Consider the following 16,090-nt stretch of genomic DNA (forward strand, 5'->3'; position numbering starts at 1 on the left):
TCTACGCCGAAATGGTCCAGCGCCTCAGCGTCCGCGAGAACGAGAAGCCCGAAGCCGCCCGCAGGCGGTTCGACGGGCAGCTCGGCGTGCGCGACTGGGCCACCCCCGGCACCGAGCACAAGCCCTCCCAGCAGAGCGGACGCAAGACGCCCTGGTGGTGGAACCAGGCTGAAGCCGACCACACCTCACAGATGTTCCTGGAGATGGCCCGCGCCCAGGGGAGGATCGAATGAGCACCCCCGCCGGCGACGGCCTGGTCGGCAACGCCAGCATCCGCGTCGACGCCAACACCGACCCGGCCATCCTCGCGCTGGCCGGTTTCTCGCGCGACGCGCAGGGCCGGATCCGCGATGTCCGTGGCCGGTTCGTTGCCGAGGGCACCATCATCAACCGCTCCCTCACCACCGCAGCAGGAGGCGGCGACCGCTTCAGCCTCAGCCTGCGCGGCCTCGCGGGCATCGCCAGCAGCGCCGGCGCTGTCCTGGGGCGCGTGGGCCTCAGTCTCGGCAAGGTGGGCGCGGCGGCCGGAACGGCGGCGCCCCTGCTCGCGGGGATCGTCACCACCTTGCAGAACATCGCCCCTGCTGGTGCGGTCGCGGTGACCGGGATGCTGGCTGTGACGCAGGCCTCGGCCGCGATCAAGCTCGGCATGATGGGCGTGGAGGACGCGGTCACCGCCGCGTTCGACACGAGCGAGGCCGGGGCGAAGAAGTTCGACGAGGCGCTGAAGAGACTGGCGCCCAACGCCCGCGCGTTCGCCCTCCAGGTCCGCGAACTTCGGCCTGCGTTCCAGCGCTTCCAGCAGGGAATCCAGAACCGGCTGTTCGCCGGGCTCGACGACGAACTCAAGGGCCTGTCGACGACGGCTCTGCCGGTCGTCCGCAAGAACCTCAACACCACCGCCACCACGCTGAACAAGATGGCACTCGGCGCCACCGGTGCCGCCCGACAGCTCGCCACGAACGGCACCCTCGGCCAGGCGATGGCCGGAGCCAACCAGGGCCTGGCCAACCTGCAGCGCACGCCGGGCCAGGTGGTGACCGCACTCGGGCAGCTGGCTGCGGCTGGCGCGCCGGCGTTCAGCAGGCTGACGTCTGCGGCAGGCACGTTCGCTACCGGCATCAGCAAGCGCCTGTCGGACGCGTTCAAATCCGGTGCGCTGGAGAACGCCGTGAACACGGCGGTCGACCTGCTGAAGGATCTGGGCACGGTCGCCGCGAACGTGTTCAAGATCCTCGGTAACGTCATGGCGCCCGTGCAAGCGGCGGGCGGCGGCCTGATCGGCATCCTCAAGGAGATCACCGGGGCGCTCGTCAACGCGACGGGCACGAAGGCCTTTCAGGACGCGATCAGCTCGCTGGCTCAGGTGATGGGCACCCTCGCCCGCACAGCCGGGCCCCTCCTCGGGCAAGCCCTCGCCGCGATCGGCCCCATCTTCACCACCCTCGGACCGCCCGTCCAACGGCTCATCACCGCCCTCGGCAGCGCCCTGTCCCCGATCATCGCCGCTCTCGGCCCGGTTCTCGCGGCGGCCGCCGACGCGGTCGGTGTCCTGATCGACGCTCTCTCGCCGCTGCTGCCGGTCGTCGGCAACCTCATCGCGTCGCTGCTGCCGCCGCTGGTGCCGCTCCTCACGGCCATCGGCGGGGTGTTCGCGGGGGCCGCCCCCGTGGTGAAGCTCCTCGCGTCCACCCTGCAAACCGCGCTTGCCCCGATCATGGCCCAGCTCCCGGCGCTCATCCAGCCGCTGGCCAGCACCCTGACCACCCTCGGGAAGACCCTGTTTCCGGTCGTCGCCCAGACCGTCCGCACCCTGACCCCGTCGCTCACGCAGCTGGGCCAGTCTTTCGGGAAACTGATGGGCGCCGTCGGCCCGCTGATCGCCGTCGTGGCCCAGCTCGCCGGCCAGGCCCTGGCCGCGCTGCTGCCAGCGATGACACCGATCATCAACGCCGCCATCCAACTCGCATCGCTGCTGGCGGGTCAGCTCGCCAACACCATCACCAACATCGTCACGCCCGCCCTGCAGGCCCTCTCCGCGCTGCTCCGCGGCGACTTCTCCGGCGCCTGGCGGTCCCTGCAGAACCTGGTGAGCGGCGTCGCCCGCTTCTTCACCACCACCCTGTCCAACCTGTCCGGTTTCATCACGGGCATCGTGCGCGGCATCGTCAACACCTTCAAGTGGCTGTACAACGTCCTGATCGGCAACAGCATCATCCCCGACCTGGTGCGCGGCATCGCCCAATGGTTCGGCCGCCTCGCCGGGCTCGTCCTCGGCCCGCTCGACAGGTTCCGCTCCTTCGTTGTCGACAAATTCCAGGCGGTTGCGAACTGGGTGCGCGGCTTCCCCGGCCGCATGGTGTCCGCCCTGTCCTCCCTCGGCGGCCAGATCACCTCCGTCGCCAGCAGCGCCCTGTCCCGCTTCCGCAGCGCGGTCGTCGCCGGAGGGAACACGGTGGTGGGCTGGGTGCGGGGCCTGCCCGGCATGATCCGTGGCGCGCTCGGCGGCTTGGGCGGTCTCCTCTACGGCGCGGGCCGCGACCTGATCCAGGGCATGATCAACGGTGTTCGCGCCATGGCCGGCAGCGTCGCCTCTGCTGCGCGCAACGTCGTCAGCAACGCGGTCAGCGCGGCGAAGTCCGCGCTCGGCATCAGCTCGCCGTCGAAGGTGTTCCACGGCATCGGCGTCGACACCGGCCGTGGTCTCGTCCTCGGCCTGAACGGCGCCCAGGACCGGGTCAGCGCCGCCGCTTCCCGGATGGCCGCCACCGTCAGCGGCGCGTTCAGTGGCGTCGGCGCTGGCATGAGCGGCCGCGTCAGCCTGGGGGCCGGAGCGGGTGATGTGTCCGCGCTCGGGGTGAGCACGGTGCGCGCCGCCACGGCGGCCGGGGCGCCGGTCTTGGTGAGCCTCACCGTGAACCTGACCAACTCCGGGATCATCGCGTCCCAGCGGGAGATGGACAACTGGCTCACCGCGTCCCTGGACCGGCTGCGTCTGCAAGGGCGCCTGCCGATGGGGAGGACGCCGTGACGTGGTCCCCGTGCGTGACGGGCGCCGCCTACCAGATCGCCGTCGACTGGGCCGCCGACGGCGACTTCATCGACCCCTTCGACAACGTCACCGACGACGTCCTCAACCGAGGCATCAGCATCGCCTACGGCCGCGACCAAGGACGGCAACTGTCCCCGGGCCGGGTCGGCTCCGCCGGTTTCGTGCTGTGCAACGTCGAGCGCCTGTACTCGCCCGAGAACACCGACAGCGACCTGCACGGCGACCTCGAACCGGGCCGAGAGACCCACATTCAGGCCACCTTCCAGGGCACTACCTACCCGCTGTTCTACGGCCGGCTGAACGACTTCACTGTCAACGCCGACCGCAAGGACCGCTCCGTCGACTTCTCCGCCCTCGACGGGCTGTCCACCCTCCAGGGCGTCAAGATCTCCACCGCTCTGTATCAGGGCCTGCGCACCGGGGAGATCGTCGCGCTGATCCTCGACGCCGCCGGATGGCCGGCCGACCGGCGCGACATCGACACCGGCGCCAGCTTCACCCACTACTGGTGGGAGGAGGGCACGACCGCGTTCGACGCGATTCAGAGGGTGGTCAACGCGGAAGGCCCCCCGGCGATCGCGTACATCGCACCGGGTGGAACGTTCACGTTCCGGGACCGGCACCATCGGCTGCTGCGGGCCGAGTCCCTTACCGCGCAGGCGGCGTTCGCTGCGGCCCGCGTTGAGTGCGATTCGCCGGCGGTCACCGGGTTGGACTACACCGCGCCGTTCACCTATCAGCACGGCTGGCGCGACATCGTTAACGACGTCCTTCAGGACGTCGACCAGCGAGCCCAGAACGCCGACCTCAGTTCGGTGTGGAGCACCGAGTCGCCGTTCTCGATCCTCACCGGCGAGACCGTGGAGATCAAAGCCGTCGCGTCGGATCCGTTCCTGGATGCGGTCGCGCCCACCACGAGCGGTGACGACCCCGACATCGTGTACACCGGTAGCGGCATCGTCTCGGCCACCCTGTCGCGGACGTCCGGCCAGTCCACAATCATCCGCGTCACCTCCATCGGCGGCCCCGCGACCGTGCTGTCCATGCGGCTGCGTGCGCGGGCTGTCCCCGTCGGACGCACGATCCAGGTCCGCGAGCAGGACCCGGCGTCGATCACCCTGCACGGGCTGCGGACCTATCCGCAGGAGATCGCCCTCGCCACGGCCAATGATGTGGAGGCCGTGGCCGAGGTCATCGTCGCCCAGTACGCCAACCGGCGCCCGTTGGTGTCGATGCGGGTCGTCGCCCAGGACCCCACCCATCTGGTGCAGATCTTCTCCCGCACCCTGTCCGACCTCATCTCCATCCGCAACGACGAGCTGGGACTGGACGCCGGGTTCTACATCGAGCAGATCGAACACACCATCACCCGCATCGACCCGGACCGGCCGCCGATCCACGCCGTCGTCTTCGGCTGCGAGAAAGAGCGCGACGCCCCGAACAAGAACCCCTTCACGTTCGACAAGACCGGCGCCGGCTTTGACGACGGCTTCTTCGACCCGATCGCCGCCGACGACCCGGACACGATCTGGATCTGGGACACGCAGTCGGAGTTCGACACCCACGAGTTCGGAACTTAGGAGGCACGGTGACAACCCTGATCACGAACGCTGCCCGCGCCTACGTCTACAACGGCATGTGGGTGGCGGACTGCCCGGCCGGATGCGGCGGCGTGGAGCAGCTGTACGAGGCGAAGCACCGCGGGGGCCCTCGGGTGGTGCGGCGCACGCTGTTCCACTGCTCGTACTGCCATCACGCGACCAGCGACATCGACTGGCCCCCCAACGATGCAGAGATCACGGCCGTCCTCAAATTGCGGCCGATCCCGCACAACCGCAACTGGTACCCCGCCGACCATCCCACCGCCGTCCGGTTCGGGATCGAACACGGACAGAGCGTGAAGGACCTGCAAGACGAGAACGAGGCGCACGGGCTGCCCGCGCGCGGAGAGGCAGCGTGACCCATGGCCTGGACAGCGCCCATGACGGCGGTCGCGAACACGGTGTTCACCGCCGCGCAGTTCAACACCCACATCCGCGACAACCTCAACGAGACCGCCCCGGCCAAGGCGACCACGGCGGGCACGATCTTCGTCGCGTCGGGCGCGAACTCGATCGTCGAACGGGTCCCGTCGACTGCGGGCGTGACCACCTCGGAATCGACGACTGGCACTGGGTACGGCAACCTGGCGACGCCTGGCCCGGCGGTGACGGTCACCACAGGTACGAAGGCGATCGTCGCCGTGACGTCGATCGTGCAGAACTCGTCTGCCTCGCAGAACTCGTACGCCTCATACGCGGTCTCCGGTGCGTCGACGATTGCGGCGACCGACGACCGCGCGGTGATCATCACGGCGGCGGCCGTCAACCAGACGTTGCGCGGCGCGGCCATCTACATGGAGACCGGCCTCACGGCGGGGAGCAACACGTTCACGATGCAGTACCGCGTGACCGGCGGAACGGGCTCCTTCCAGAACCGACGCATCGTCGTCATCCCCTTGTGAGGAGAGGCCATGGCCACGGTCAAGCAGTACGCCATCAGCCTCTGGCGGGCCCACCGGGCCGTCTGCAGAAAGCTGGGCGCAGACCTCTCATGGGGCGATCCCACCGAGCGGATCCGCATGATCGGCTCCGACGTCATGCTGGCCGGACTGATCAAGGTGCTTACCGACAAGAGCCTGGTCACCGATCAGGAACTGAACGCGGTTTTCACCGCGATCACCAATGCGGACTTCCCGGCGCTTGGGCCCGTCAGTGCGCCGGGGCCGGGGCAGGAGACACCCGACCCGGACCTTGGATCGTAAGGAGCCACCCCATGGCCTGGTGCCCATTCGCCCAGAAGCTGGAGCTACAGCCGGAGTCCGACTCTCAGCCCGCGATCCGGCCGACGCAGTTCATCATGCACAGCATCGCCGCCCCATGGGACGAGCAGCGCATCTACGAGTACTGGCGCGACTCCACCAACCTGGAGTCCCACTTCGGGCTCGACTACGACGGATCGATGGGCCAGTTCATCGGCACGCAGACGAGGGCCGACGCCAACTACCGGGCGAACCTGCGGCCCGACGGCACGGGCGCCGTGTCGGTGGAGACCGCCTCGAACCTGAAGCACACCGACCCGTGGACGCCGGAGCAGATCGAAGCGCTGATCCGGCTCGGTGTGTGGCTGCACCAGCAGCACGGCATCCCGCTCCGCATCTGCCGCTCCTGGGACGACCCCGGGTACGGCTACCACCGGCTCTACCCCGAGTGGTCCAGCGGCGGCACCGACTGCCCTGGCGACGCCCGCGTCAAGCAGTTCCGAGAGGTCGTGTTCCCGGGCATCGTCACCCGCGCAACCGGCACCACCCCGCCCACCCAGGAGACCGACATGACCATTCAGAAGATCGACGAGGCTAACGCGTTCGACGTCGACCTCGCCGACAACGTGTGGACGACGCTCGCGTTCACCGACGCCGTCATCCACTCCGGCCCGCGTCAGCTCGTCGGCCCCACCTACGTGCAGCTCACCTTCGAGGCTGGCGCCACAGGACTGATCACCGGCCGGTTCATCCTCACCAACCCCGACGGCAGCGGCACCTCCGGGTATGGCGACATCGGCGAGTTCCCCGCCAGCAGCGTGCCGCAGTTCCTCCACAACCACGACATCCCCGCGAACAAGACGCTCCGCTTCCAGGTGAAGGCCCGTACCGGCGACGGCTCCACGACCAAGCTCATCCACCGCGTCGTCTCCGGCGACTTCACCGTCTGACCAGGAAGGCAGAACCCTCATGAAGATCTTCGGCCGGGAACCAGCCCTCATCATCTCCGCCCTCAGCGCCGTGCTCTCCCTCATCGTCACCTTCAACGTCGGCATGAGCGGCGAGCAGGCAGGCGCGATCGTCGCCGTCACCTCCGCCGTGTTCGGCGCCATCACCGCCGCCATGACGCGGCCCATCGCGCCGGCCGCGTTCACCGCTGTCGTCGCCGCGGGGGCCGCGCTGCTGGCCGCATACGGGCTGAACGTGTCGGCCGAGACGGTGGGCGCCACGAACGCCGTCGTGCTGGCGGTACTCGCACTGCTGACGCGCGGCCAGGTGTCCCCGAAGGAGGCCCAGGCATGAGCAGCCCCCTGGACGGACGCATCCGCAGACTGGCCCGCGAGGAGGCCGCCGCACTCCTCGACATCACCCCAACCGCCGACGGCAGCACAGACGCGGACCAGGTCGCTGCTCTGGATCTGAAGGTCACCGAACTCACCGGCATCGTGGAGCGCCTCAACGCGCGCCTCGACGCCCTGGAAAAGACGACCAGTCAGACGGACCAGGAGGCACGGCCGGCCGCACGTCGTACGCGGAAGGCGACCGGCGAGTGAGAGTCGTTGTCTACCCGGCAGATGCCTTCGGATGTGGCTCGTTCCGCATGCGGTGGCCTGGCGAGCACTGCGCCGCAGCCGGACACGACGTGACCGTGGTCGCGCCCGGAAACCGGTCGATGCGCCTGGTCATGGAACGGGAAACGGTCCGCGACGTCCTCATCGACGGCGTGGACGTGGTCGTGATGCAGCGGGTCACGCACGCCTACATGGCGCAGGCCGTGGCGGTGTTGCGCTCGAAGGGCATCACGGTGGTCGTCGACGTCGACGACGACCTCTCCTCCATCCACCCGTCGAATCCCGCCTGGGCCACGCACCACCCCGGCAACGAGGGACGGCGCATGGCGGGCGGCCAGATCAACCGGCACTCGTGGCGCAACCTCGCGGCGGCGTGCCGGGACGCGACGCTGGTGACGGTGTCGACTCCGGCGCTGCTGGACGTGTACGCGCGGCACGGGCGCGGCGTGGTGCTGCCGAACTACCTGCCGGACCACTACTACGGGCTCCCCCGCACGGACTCCGAGGTGATCGGCTGGCCCGGCTCCTACCACTCGCATCCCAACGACCCCGAGGTGGTCGGCGGGGCGGTGGCGCGCCTGGTCGACGAGGGCGCCGAGTTCGTGATGCGCGGCGACCCGAGCGGCGCCGGGAAGGCGTTCGGCCTCGCGGCGGATCCTCCGGGCGGCGGCGTGCCGATCGAGCAGTGGCCGGCGGCGGTCGCGTCGCTGGGGGTGGGGATGGCTCCCCTGGCGGACACGAAGTTCAACGCCTGCAAGAGCTGGTTGAAGCCGCTTGAGATGTCGGCGTGCGGGGTGCCGTGGGTGGCGTCGCCCCGGGTGGAGTACGCGCGGCTGCACGCGATGGGTGCCGGGATACTGGCGGACCGGCCGCGGGGCTGGTACCGGGAGCTGAAGCGGCTGCGCGAGTCGGCCGGCCTCAGGCAGGAGCTGTCGGAGGCGGGGCTCGCGGTCGCCGAGCAACTGCGGCTCCGCGACCACAGCTGGAGGTGGATGGACGCCTGGCAGCGGGCCTACGAGATGCAGCAGGCTAAGCGGCAGACTGCGGTAGTGGTGTAGCGGCGATGGGCTCCTCGCGCACGTCGCGGATCCACGAGATGCCGCAGGCGAGGCACAGCTCGTGCGGGTCCTCGTACACCAGCGCGGTGCCCAGGCAGAGCGGGCACTTCGCGCGGGTGCGGACGCGGCGCAGCTGGTTGCGCTGGTAGGTGCTGGTGCCGCCCCAGTAGCCTTCGGCGCCGTGGAGCATGGCCCAGGCGAGACAGGTGGGGCGGACGTCGCAGGTACGGCACCACTGCTGAGCCTCGGCGAGACCCTCGTCGGTCTCGACGTCAGGGATGAAGTCGAAGCTGGCGGTGGCGCAGGGTGCGTTGGTCTGCCAGGCGACGTCCTCGGCGGAGAAGAACTCGACGGTTTCCACGGCCGCTCCTCAGGGGCACGGGGTGCCGTCGGCGACTGACCACATGATCACGCCGTCGACTGCGCAGGTGCGGATGCGGCCCTGCTTCTTCAGCCGCTGCACGGACAGCGCGATGGTGGGCCGGTCGAGGCCGGTCGCACGGGCGAGGGCGCTGCGGGATCCGGTGCCGTCGGCGATGAGCCGGAACACCTGCTCGTCGCGGGCGGCGACGTGCGGGTCGCGGGGTCGGCCGGGGCGTCGTTGGGTGGTCTGCTGCATGACAGCCTCGCATTCACTTGGCCGGTCGGCTGAAACTGATTATGCAACCGGTGTCAAACCGCCCACCCCGGCCCGGAATATGCCAGCCGCGCACCGTGCGACACTCCCGACCGGAAGACCCACACAGCACCGGATGGCACCACCCGGGAGGACCCCCGATGAACCTCAGCAACAACGGGGAGACGCATGCCGGATGAGCCAACCCTGGGCGAGGTCGTCCGCCGGTTCGAAGACCGATTCGCCGACGTCCGCGACGACATCGCCCAGATCGGCCGGCGCCTCGACGAGAAGGTCGACCAGCGGATCTACGACCTGCGGCACGAGGCGCTCGGCGCGCGGGTCACGACGCTGGAGACGCTACGGGAGAAGGACGCCGAAAAGCTGGTGGCCACCCGCCGCTGGCTGATCGGAGCGGTCATCGTCCCCCTTGTGGGCATCCTGTTGCCCGTCATCATCCTGCTGACACGGGGAGGCGGGTCATGAGCCGGACCCAACTACGGGCGCAGGAAAGACGCTGGCGCCGCGGCGACGTCCTGACCGTCCTCGCGGCACTTCTTCTCGGGGCCGCGTTCGCGTGGGTCCTGCTGAGCGTGCAGAACCTGAACCACGACCTGCGCGAGGCGAACGCCGCCCGCGACGCCTTGGCCCGCCAGGTGGAAGGCCTCGGCGCAACGCCAGTAGCCGGGCCGCCAGGGTCGCGAGGAGAGCCAGGTGAATCGGTGACCGGGCCACCCGGGGCCCCCGGTCCAGCCGGTCCAGCCGGCCCTGCGGGGGCGCCGGGTGCCCGCGGGCCGTCGGGTCCGCCGGGCCCGTCTGGTTCGCCGGGTGCGGCTGGCCGGGACGGATCGGCTGGGGAACCCGGGGCGGTCGGTGCCACTGGCGCGGCCGGCCCGGCGGGGCCTGCTGGACCGGCCGGTCCAGCAGGGCCTCAGGGCGAACCGGGTCCGGCCGGCCCGCAGGGCGAACGGGGAGAGAAGGGGGACACGGGCACTCCCGGACCGGCGTGCCCGGACGGGTACAGCCTGCAGGCGCCGAGCTGGGATCCGGACGCGCTTGTGTGCCGCAGGGATGGCGCGCCGCAGCCGGACGACCAGCCGGGGAATTCGGGGTTGCTGGCGTTGGATCCGCAGCGCCGCCAGTACGTGTAGGTCACCCGGGCTGCGCGTCGACCTTCTCGGCGGTCGCGGGAGCCCAGTACCCGGTCAGCCCACCACTGCTCTTGGAATGACGGCGGAGGCTACCCTGGTAGGGCAGTCAGGGCCCGTCGGGTCAGGTCTGCTTCCACGAGCCCCGCCGTGTGCGGGGCTTCGTCATGCCGCTTCGACGACCTCGGACCGCACGGCGGCCGCCCATTCCTCCAGCAGCAGCCCGTACAGCGCCCGCTCCGCCACTGTCCACGGCCGCCCCTGCGCACGCACGACGATGGCCCGGATCTGCTCGTTCACGACCGCAGCAGACCGCACGGAACCACGGCTCGGAAGAGGGGAGGGCATGAGGCCAGCGTAGCGAGCCACACCCCCGAAGCACGCACGGGCCAGACGGGAAAGGCCCTCACGGACCGCAATCCGTAAGGGCCTTACCCACGCACCGCACCGGCCGCGAGGCGTACCGTTCCAAGTGCGACCCAGGAACGGAGACCAGTATGGCCCACCACGCCGACAACGCCACCAGCGCAGAGAACAACGGACAGCGCCTCGCCCGCCTCCGCGTACGCCGCCGCTGGACACAACAGCGCCTCGCCACCGAAGCCGGCTACTCCCTCGCCGCCATCCGCGCTTTCGAACAGGGACGCCGCAGCCTCGACCGCGCCGCCGTCGTCCTCGCCTTCGCGCAGGCCCTCGACTGCCACCCCACCGAAATCACCGGAGCCCCCTACATGCCACCCCAGGCCGACCACGACGGGCAGGCAGCCGTCGCATCGGTCGCCGCCGTCCGCCGCGCCCTCATGCGCCACGGCCGGCCAGCACGCCCCACCGACGCCGAAGCCGCCGCCGTCGATCTGCCCGACCTCAAGACCCGCGTCGCCGAAGCCAACCAGCATCGGCAAGCCGCGGCCCTCACCCGATCCGGTGAGGTCCTCCCCGCCCTGCTGCGCGACCTCCAGGTCGCCGCCGAACTCACCCAAGGCGACGACCGGCGCGCCGTGTTCGGGCTGCTGGCCTCGGCCTACGAGTGCGCCATGCAGTACCTGTACAAGCTTGGCCACACCTCGGACGCGACCCTCGCCACCGAGCGCGTCGTCTGGGCATCCCGCGAAACCGGGGACCCCCTGCGGCTGCTGGCGGCCCACTGGTACGACGCCGGCGAGTTCCTCACCATCGGCGAGCACGACGAGGCCGGCGCCATCATCGACGACGCGCTCACCGAGCTTGGCTCGGTCCGCTCGCCGGGCCCGGAGGCGGTGTCGCTGCGGGGCGCGTTCCACCTCAAGGCGTCGCTGAACCTGGCCCGCGCGCAGGACACCCGGGCTGCGGTCCGTCATCTGGGCAAGGCGCAGGAGGCGGCCGAGGAACTCGGCGAGGACCGCAACGACTTCCAGCTGCAGTTCGGCCCCACCAACACGTCCTTGTGGTCGGTGAGCCTGCCCGTGGAGATGGGCCGCGGCAAGGACGCGGTGGCCCGGGCGGAGAAGGTGAAGCTCCCGGCCGGCTACTCGCGGGAGAGGCTGTCGCACTTCCACATCGATCGCGGTCGCGCGTACTTCTACAACGGGCAGCGGGAGGAAGCCCTCCAGTCGTTCCTGGACGCGGAGCGGCTTGCTCCTCAGGCGACGCGCGCCCACTCGGCCGTCCGCGAGACGGTCGGCACGATGATCCGCACCCGCAAGCGGGGCGAGCTGGTCGAGCTGGGGATCCGCCTCGGCGTCGTCTGACACAGGTACTACGTTCTGTAGCACTTCGGTGACCCTCTGGCCGCTAGCTTCGGTTGAGCAGACGCAAACACCGAGGCCAACCAGGGGGTCACCGCATGACAGGCAGAAACGACGGCTCCACCGTCGACGCGCTCGCCCTGCTCCCCCTCCCACAGCTCCTGCACCTCCTCACCGCAGACCAGCTCCGCGGCGCCGACTGCGTCTGGTGCTACGAGCGCCTCAACACCGCAACCGCCTACGACCTCGGCACGCAGACAGGCACGATCAACGGCGTCGTCGACAGCCTGTGGTACCCGCGCGCCTGCCCCGGGTGCGTCGGCCAGAAGGCACGCAAGGCCTACTACGAGCACTCCCAGAGCTGCGAACAGTGCGTCGACGACAGCACCCTGTGCTCCGAGCAGCAGGCCCTCCGGGTCCTGTCCAGGAGGGTGGGCAGGCTGCTGTGACCACCACCGAGCTGACCGAGCACATCGAACACTTGATCTTCCTCTACGAGATGCCCAGCCGGCCCGCCCCGGCGCAGCAGCACGGCGCGGCCTGCGTGTGGTGCGCCGCACCCGAGCCCGGCGTCGACCTCGGCGGCACCTCGGGCTGGCGCCCCCACGGCTGCGAGTCCTGCTACAGCCGCCGACGCGCCTGGTGGGAGACCTACCTCCGCTGGCACGGGCACGTCCACCGCTGCCCCCGCTGCCGCAGTACGCAGAGCTGCACGGTCGCCCACGGGTATCGGGTCCTCCACGAGGACGCGGCATCCGACGCCGGCCGGACGGCGCCGTCCTGCATCCGCTGCTCCCAGGAGATCCGTGCGGTGCAGCCGATCGAGCCGACGATCAGCGACGGGAGTGCGGGGATGCTGTACGGCTACACCCACCTCGGCCAGTGCCCCCCACGGAGGACACGATGAAGCGGATCTGCACCAGCTGCGGCCAGCCCATCCAGCCGGGCGAGGGATTCGACGAGATCATCCCGCACTCCATGTCCGGCTCCCGGCCCACGGCCTACCGTCACAAGCGGCCGTGCAGGCCGCCGCTGATATCCGAGTCCAAGTAGAGCCCCCTCGCCCCGCCCGTACTCCGCGCCACGGCGGGGTGAGGAAGGGCGGCTGACTCCCGTGGAGGGGAAGGACGGCCGCCAGGGGCCAGTCGCCGTGCGTTCACCCCGTGCGCCGGCGGCGGGCCTCACCGGACGAGGTCGGCCAGGGGTATGTCGAGGGCGCGGGCGATGTAGATGAGGTCGAGGACGCTCGGGGATCGGTGCCCGTTCTCCCACCGGGAGATCGTCTTGTGGTCGCGGCCGATGCGATCAGCAAGCGCAATCTGGGAGAGGCCGGCGGCTCGGCGGCTGGCGCGTAAGCGGTCGCCGATGACTCGGAGTTGGGCGAGTGCCCAGTCGGGGGGTGGGTCTTGCACCCGCCCACATTTGGATGATCTTGCTTAGAAGTCTTTACCCGCCTGGGTAAATCCCTCCAACCTGGGGTACCCGCAGATATATGCATCAGCCACCGCACTGCTTGTAGCCAGATCGGGGCTCGGTGTGATCGGATAGGCATACGCGAATCGCACATGCGTTCGCCTGCTGCTTGGTGCCCTGAATAGAGCCACCCCCCTCAACAGCCCGGCATCGAAGGTGATGCCGGAACCCCGCCCGCTCGCCGTGAGCACCCCATCCACGGCGGGTGGGCGGATGCATCTTTCCTGTTGACCCTGGGTCAAACTCACCCGATTGGGGGACTGCCCTCTAGACAGCAACATCATTCAATGGAGCGGCCAGGGTGGGGCACAGTCCGCCTCCCCGGGTGGAAGCCCCACTCTGGTTCGAAAAGCGATGCCCCCGGCCCTGGTGTGGTCGGGGGCATCGCCGTTCCACATGGGGAACGGATGGGGAATAGATCTTGTGCACCTGAGTCAAGTGGGGTCAACTGCCGTCAACTGAGGTCAACCTCGGTGGGGGAGATCCGCAGGACACCCGCCCGACCAGCCCAAACGCAACCCACGCCAACGACATCCTGTGGCAGTGAAGTCGAGCCGACTGGTGTCGATCCTGCTGCTGCTCCAGACCCGCGGCCGGATGACCGCCGCCCAGCTCGCGCGGGAACTGGAGGTGTCGGTGCGGACCGTCTACCGGGACGTGGAGGCGCTGAGCGCGGCGGGCGTCCCCCTGTACGGCGACGCGGGGCACGCGGGCGGCTACCGGCTCCTCGACGGCTACCGCACCCGGCTGACCGGGCTCACCGCCAAGGAGGCGGAGGCCCTCTTCCTCGCGGGCGTGCCCGGGCCGGCGGCCGAGCTGGGGTTCGGGGCGGTGCTGGCCGCCGCCCAGCTGAAGGTGCGGGCCGCGCTGCCGGCCGAGCTGCGGACGCACGCCGACCGGATCAGCGGGCGCTTCCACCTGGACGCGCCCGGCTGGTACGCGCGGACGGAGGAGGCGCCGTACCTGCCGGCGGTCGCCGACGCGGTGTGGAACAACCGGGTACTGGATGTCACATACCGCAGATGGCGTACGCCCACCGACGTCCGGCGCCGGCTGGAGCCGTACGGACTCGTCCTCAAGGCCGGCCGCTGGTACGTCGTCGCCGGACCCGGACCGCGCACCTTCCGTGTCGACCAGATCCTCCGGCTCACCGTCACCGGCGAGGAGTTCAGCCGCCCGGACGGCTTCGACCTGGCCGCGTACTGGACGGTGTACCAGCGCGACTTCCACGCGCGGCTGTACCGGGCGCGGGCGCTGGTGCGGCTGGCGCCGGGCGTGAGACTGCCCAGGGCGACGGCGGTCGACGGACCCGCGGACGAGGACGGCTGGACCGTGTGGACGGTCCCCATCGAGTCGGTCGACCACGCCGAGGGCGAGTTCCTGCGGCTCGGCGCGGACGTGGAGGTGATCGGGCCGCCCGAGCTGCGGGCGCGCCTCGCACGGACCGTGGCCGCCCTGGCGGAGCGGTACCGCACTCCCCGCGAGGGATCCGCGCACCCCGGCAACCCCGGGCCGCCCGGCGGCGACTGACGGGGCGGAACCCGTCCGTCCTTTCGGGAGGTACGCCTCGTGCAGCACCCGCACTCCCCCCACCCCGCGCCGTCGCACCCGCCCGCCCGACCGCCCGCACACCGCGCACGCCGCCGGTCCGCCGTGCTCGCCGCGATGACGGCCGTGACCGCGCTGGTCGGCGCCGGCCTCACCACCCTCGCCACGGACACCGCCGAGGCGGCCACGGCCCGCCAGGTCGAGAAGCTCGACCGGGGTGTCGTCAGCGTGTACACCGGCAGCGGCAACCTGGTCAGCTGGCGCTGGCTCGGCACCGACCCGAACGACGTCTCCTTCAACGTCTACCGGGCCGGGACGAAGGTCAACCCGACCCCGGTCACCGGCTCCACGAACTTCTTCCACTCCGGCGCCCCCGCCCACGCCGACTACACGGTCCGCGCGATCGTCGGCGGCGTCGAGCAGGCCGACTCCGTCCACGCGGTCCAACTCCGCACCGGCTACAAGGACGTTCCGATCAGCCCGCCGGCCGGCGGCACCACCCCCGACGGCGTCGCCTACACCTACGAGGCGAACGACGCCTCCGTCGGCGACCTCGACGGCGACGGCGCGCTGGACTTCGTCCTGAAGTGGCAGCCGACCAACGCCAAGGACAACTCCCAGTCCGGCTACACCGGCAACACGATCGTCGACGGCGTCAAGCTCGACGGCACCCGGCTGTGGCGCGTCGACCTGGGCCGCAACATCCGCTCCGGCGCGCACTACACGCAGTTCCAGGTGTACGACTACGACGGCGACGGCAAGGCCGAGGTCGCCATGAAGACCGCCGACGGCACGAAGGACGGCACGGGCGCGGTCATCGGCAGCGGCTCGGCGGACCACCGCAACTCCAGCGGCTACGTCCTGTCCGGCCCGGAGTACCTGACCATGTTCAACGGCCAGACGGGCAGGGCGATGCAGAGCGTCGACTACGTCCCGGCCCGCGGCACGGTCTCCTCGTGGGGCGACTCCTACGGCAACCGCGTGGACCGCTTCCTGGCCGGCACCGCGTACCTCGACGGCTCCCGCCCCTCGCTGATCATGGCGCGCGGCTACTACACCCGCACGGTGATCGCCGCCTGGGACTGGCGGGGGGGGGCCCT

20 protein-coding genes and 1 pseudogene are annotated in these 16,090 nt (G+C 70.3%); 17 read left to right on the top strand and 4 right to left on the bottom strand.

Translation table 11 applies throughout. From position 1 onward, the window contains the following. The first annotated feature begins 11 nt into the window (after positions 1-11). The 10 genes from ALMP_RS08815 (at position 12) to ALMP_RS08860 (ending at position 8,481) form a co-directional block, all read left to right on the top strand. The gene (locus ALMP_RS08815; protein WP_264925714.1) at positions 12-233 is read left to right on the top strand and encodes a hypothetical protein; all 222 of its coding nucleotides are present in this window, start codon (positions 12-14) and stop codon (positions 231-233) included. Beyond that, positions 230-3,031: a hypothetical protein gene (locus ALMP_RS08820; protein ID WP_264925716.1), complete on the top strand. Its 2,802-nt coding sequence runs from the start codon at positions 230-232 to the stop codon at positions 3,029-3,031. Before ALMP_RS08815 ends, ALMP_RS08820 begins: the two co-directional genes overlap by 4 nt. Next, positions 3,028-4,632, top strand: a complete 1,605-nt coding sequence (locus ALMP_RS08825) for a hypothetical protein (protein ID WP_264925717.1) — start codon at positions 3,028-3,030, stop codon at positions 4,630-4,632. Before ALMP_RS08820 ends, ALMP_RS08825 begins: the two co-directional genes overlap by 4 nt. Before the next feature lie 8 nt (positions 4,633-4,640). Next, positions 4,641-5,012 (top strand): hypothetical protein, encoded by a 372-nt coding sequence (locus ALMP_RS08830; RefSeq protein ID WP_264925718.1) that lies wholly within the window; start codon positions 4,641-4,643, stop codon positions 5,010-5,012. A gap of 21 nt (positions 5,013-5,033) precedes the next feature. Beyond that, complete coding sequence (locus ALMP_RS08835) at positions 5,034-5,555, top strand: hypothetical protein (protein ID WP_264925719.1); 522 nt, start codon at positions 5,034-5,036, stop codon at positions 5,553-5,555. Between the two features lie 9 nt (positions 5,556-5,564). Continuing rightward, positions 5,565-5,855, top strand: a complete 291-nt coding sequence (locus tag ALMP_RS08840) for a hypothetical protein (protein ID WP_264925720.1) — start codon at positions 5,565-5,567, stop codon at positions 5,853-5,855. Positions 5,856-5,866: 11 nt separating this feature from the next. Beyond that, positions 5,867-6,802, top strand: coding sequence for an N-acetylmuramoyl-L-alanine amidase (locus tag ALMP_RS08845; protein WP_264925721.1), 936 nt, complete (start codon positions 5,867-5,869; stop codon positions 6,800-6,802). A gap of 19 nt (positions 6,803-6,821) precedes the next feature. Next, entirely contained in the window at positions 6,822-7,154 is a 333-nt protein-coding gene (locus tag ALMP_RS08850; protein ID WP_264925722.1) for a hypothetical protein, read from the top strand. Continuing rightward, entirely contained in the window at positions 7,151-7,405 is a 255-nt protein-coding gene (locus ALMP_RS08855; RefSeq protein WP_264925724.1) for a hypothetical protein, read from the top strand. Before ALMP_RS08850 ends, ALMP_RS08855 begins: the two co-directional genes overlap by 4 nt. A gap of 89 nt (positions 7,406-7,494) precedes the next feature. Continuing rightward, positions 7,495-8,481 (top strand): hypothetical protein, encoded by a 987-nt coding sequence (locus tag ALMP_RS08860; RefSeq protein ID WP_264925725.1) that lies wholly within the window; start codon positions 7,495-7,497, stop codon positions 8,479-8,481. Here ALMP_RS08860 and ALMP_RS08865 read toward each other — a convergent pair. Next, positions 8,453-8,842 (bottom strand): WhiB family transcriptional regulator, encoded by a 390-nt coding sequence (locus ALMP_RS08865; protein WP_264925726.1) that lies wholly within the window; start codon positions 8,840-8,842, stop codon positions 8,453-8,455. The genes ALMP_RS08860 and ALMP_RS08865 overlap by 29 nt on opposite strands. Before the next feature lie 9 nt (positions 8,843-8,851). Beyond that, positions 8,852-9,100 (bottom strand): winged helix-turn-helix domain-containing protein, encoded by a 249-nt coding sequence (locus tag ALMP_RS08870; protein WP_264925727.1) that lies wholly within the window; start codon positions 9,098-9,100, stop codon positions 8,852-8,854. A 186-nt stretch (positions 9,101-9,286) separates the two neighbouring features. Here ALMP_RS08870 and ALMP_RS08875 point away from each other — a divergent pair, with 186 nt between their 5' ends. Further along, positions 9,287-9,583, top strand: coding sequence for a hypothetical protein (locus tag ALMP_RS08875; protein WP_264925728.1), 297 nt, complete (start codon positions 9,287-9,289; stop codon positions 9,581-9,583). 827 nt (positions 9,584-10,410) lie between these two features. Here ALMP_RS08875 and ALMP_RS08880 read toward each other — a convergent pair. Continuing rightward, positions 10,411-10,545 carry a hypothetical protein gene (locus tag ALMP_RS08880; RefSeq protein WP_309299445.1) on the bottom strand — a complete coding sequence of 45 codons (135 nt, stop codon included), beginning with the start codon at positions 10,543-10,545 and terminating at the stop codon, positions 10,411-10,413. Between the two features lie 197 nt (positions 10,546-10,742). Here ALMP_RS08880 and ALMP_RS08885 point away from each other — a divergent pair, with 197 nt between their 5' ends. The 4 genes from ALMP_RS08885 to ALMP_RS08900 all read left to right on the top strand — a co-directional run bounded on the left by ALMP_RS08885 (position 10,743) and on the right by ALMP_RS08900 (position 13,022). Continuing rightward, a complete protein-coding gene (locus ALMP_RS08885; RefSeq protein WP_264925730.1) occupies positions 10,743-11,972 on the top strand; it encodes a helix-turn-helix transcriptional regulator in 1,230 nt (409 codons plus the stop codon). A gap of 95 nt (positions 11,973-12,067) precedes the next feature. Continuing rightward, a complete protein-coding gene (locus tag ALMP_RS08890; protein WP_264925731.1) occupies positions 12,068-12,418 on the top strand; it encodes a hypothetical protein in 351 nt (116 codons plus the stop codon). Then, complete coding sequence (locus ALMP_RS08895) at positions 12,415-12,876, top strand: hypothetical protein (RefSeq protein WP_264925732.1); 462 nt, start codon at positions 12,415-12,417, stop codon at positions 12,874-12,876. The genes ALMP_RS08890 and ALMP_RS08895 overlap by 4 nt, the downstream gene beginning before the upstream one ends. After that, positions 12,873-13,022, top strand: coding sequence for a hypothetical protein (locus ALMP_RS08900; protein ID WP_264925733.1), 150 nt, complete (start codon positions 12,873-12,875; stop codon positions 13,020-13,022). The genes ALMP_RS08895 and ALMP_RS08900 overlap by 4 nt, the downstream gene beginning before the upstream one ends. Before the next feature lie 128 nt (positions 13,023-13,150). On the opposite strand, the gene ALMP_RS08905 is transcribed toward ALMP_RS08900, so the two are convergent. Beyond that, positions 13,151-13,381, bottom strand: coding sequence for a helix-turn-helix domain-containing protein (locus ALMP_RS08905; protein ID WP_264925734.1), 231 nt, complete (start codon positions 13,379-13,381; stop codon positions 13,151-13,153). A gap of 604 nt (positions 13,382-13,985) precedes the next feature. On the opposite strand from ALMP_RS08905, the gene ALMP_RS08910 reads away from it, so the two are divergent. After that, positions 13,986-14,972: a YafY family protein gene (locus tag ALMP_RS08910; protein WP_264925735.1), complete on the top strand. Its 987-nt coding sequence runs from the start codon at positions 13,986-13,988 to the stop codon at positions 14,970-14,972. Positions 14,973-15,011: 39 nt separating this feature from the next. Continuing rightward, positions 15,012-16,090, top strand: a pseudogene (locus ALMP_RS08915) (rhamnogalacturonan lyase); the annotation flags it as partial.

It is taken from the genome of Streptomyces sp. A012304 (assembly GCF_026008495.1).
Lineage (GTDB): Bacteria > Actinomycetota > Actinomycetes > Streptomycetales > Streptomycetaceae > Streptomyces.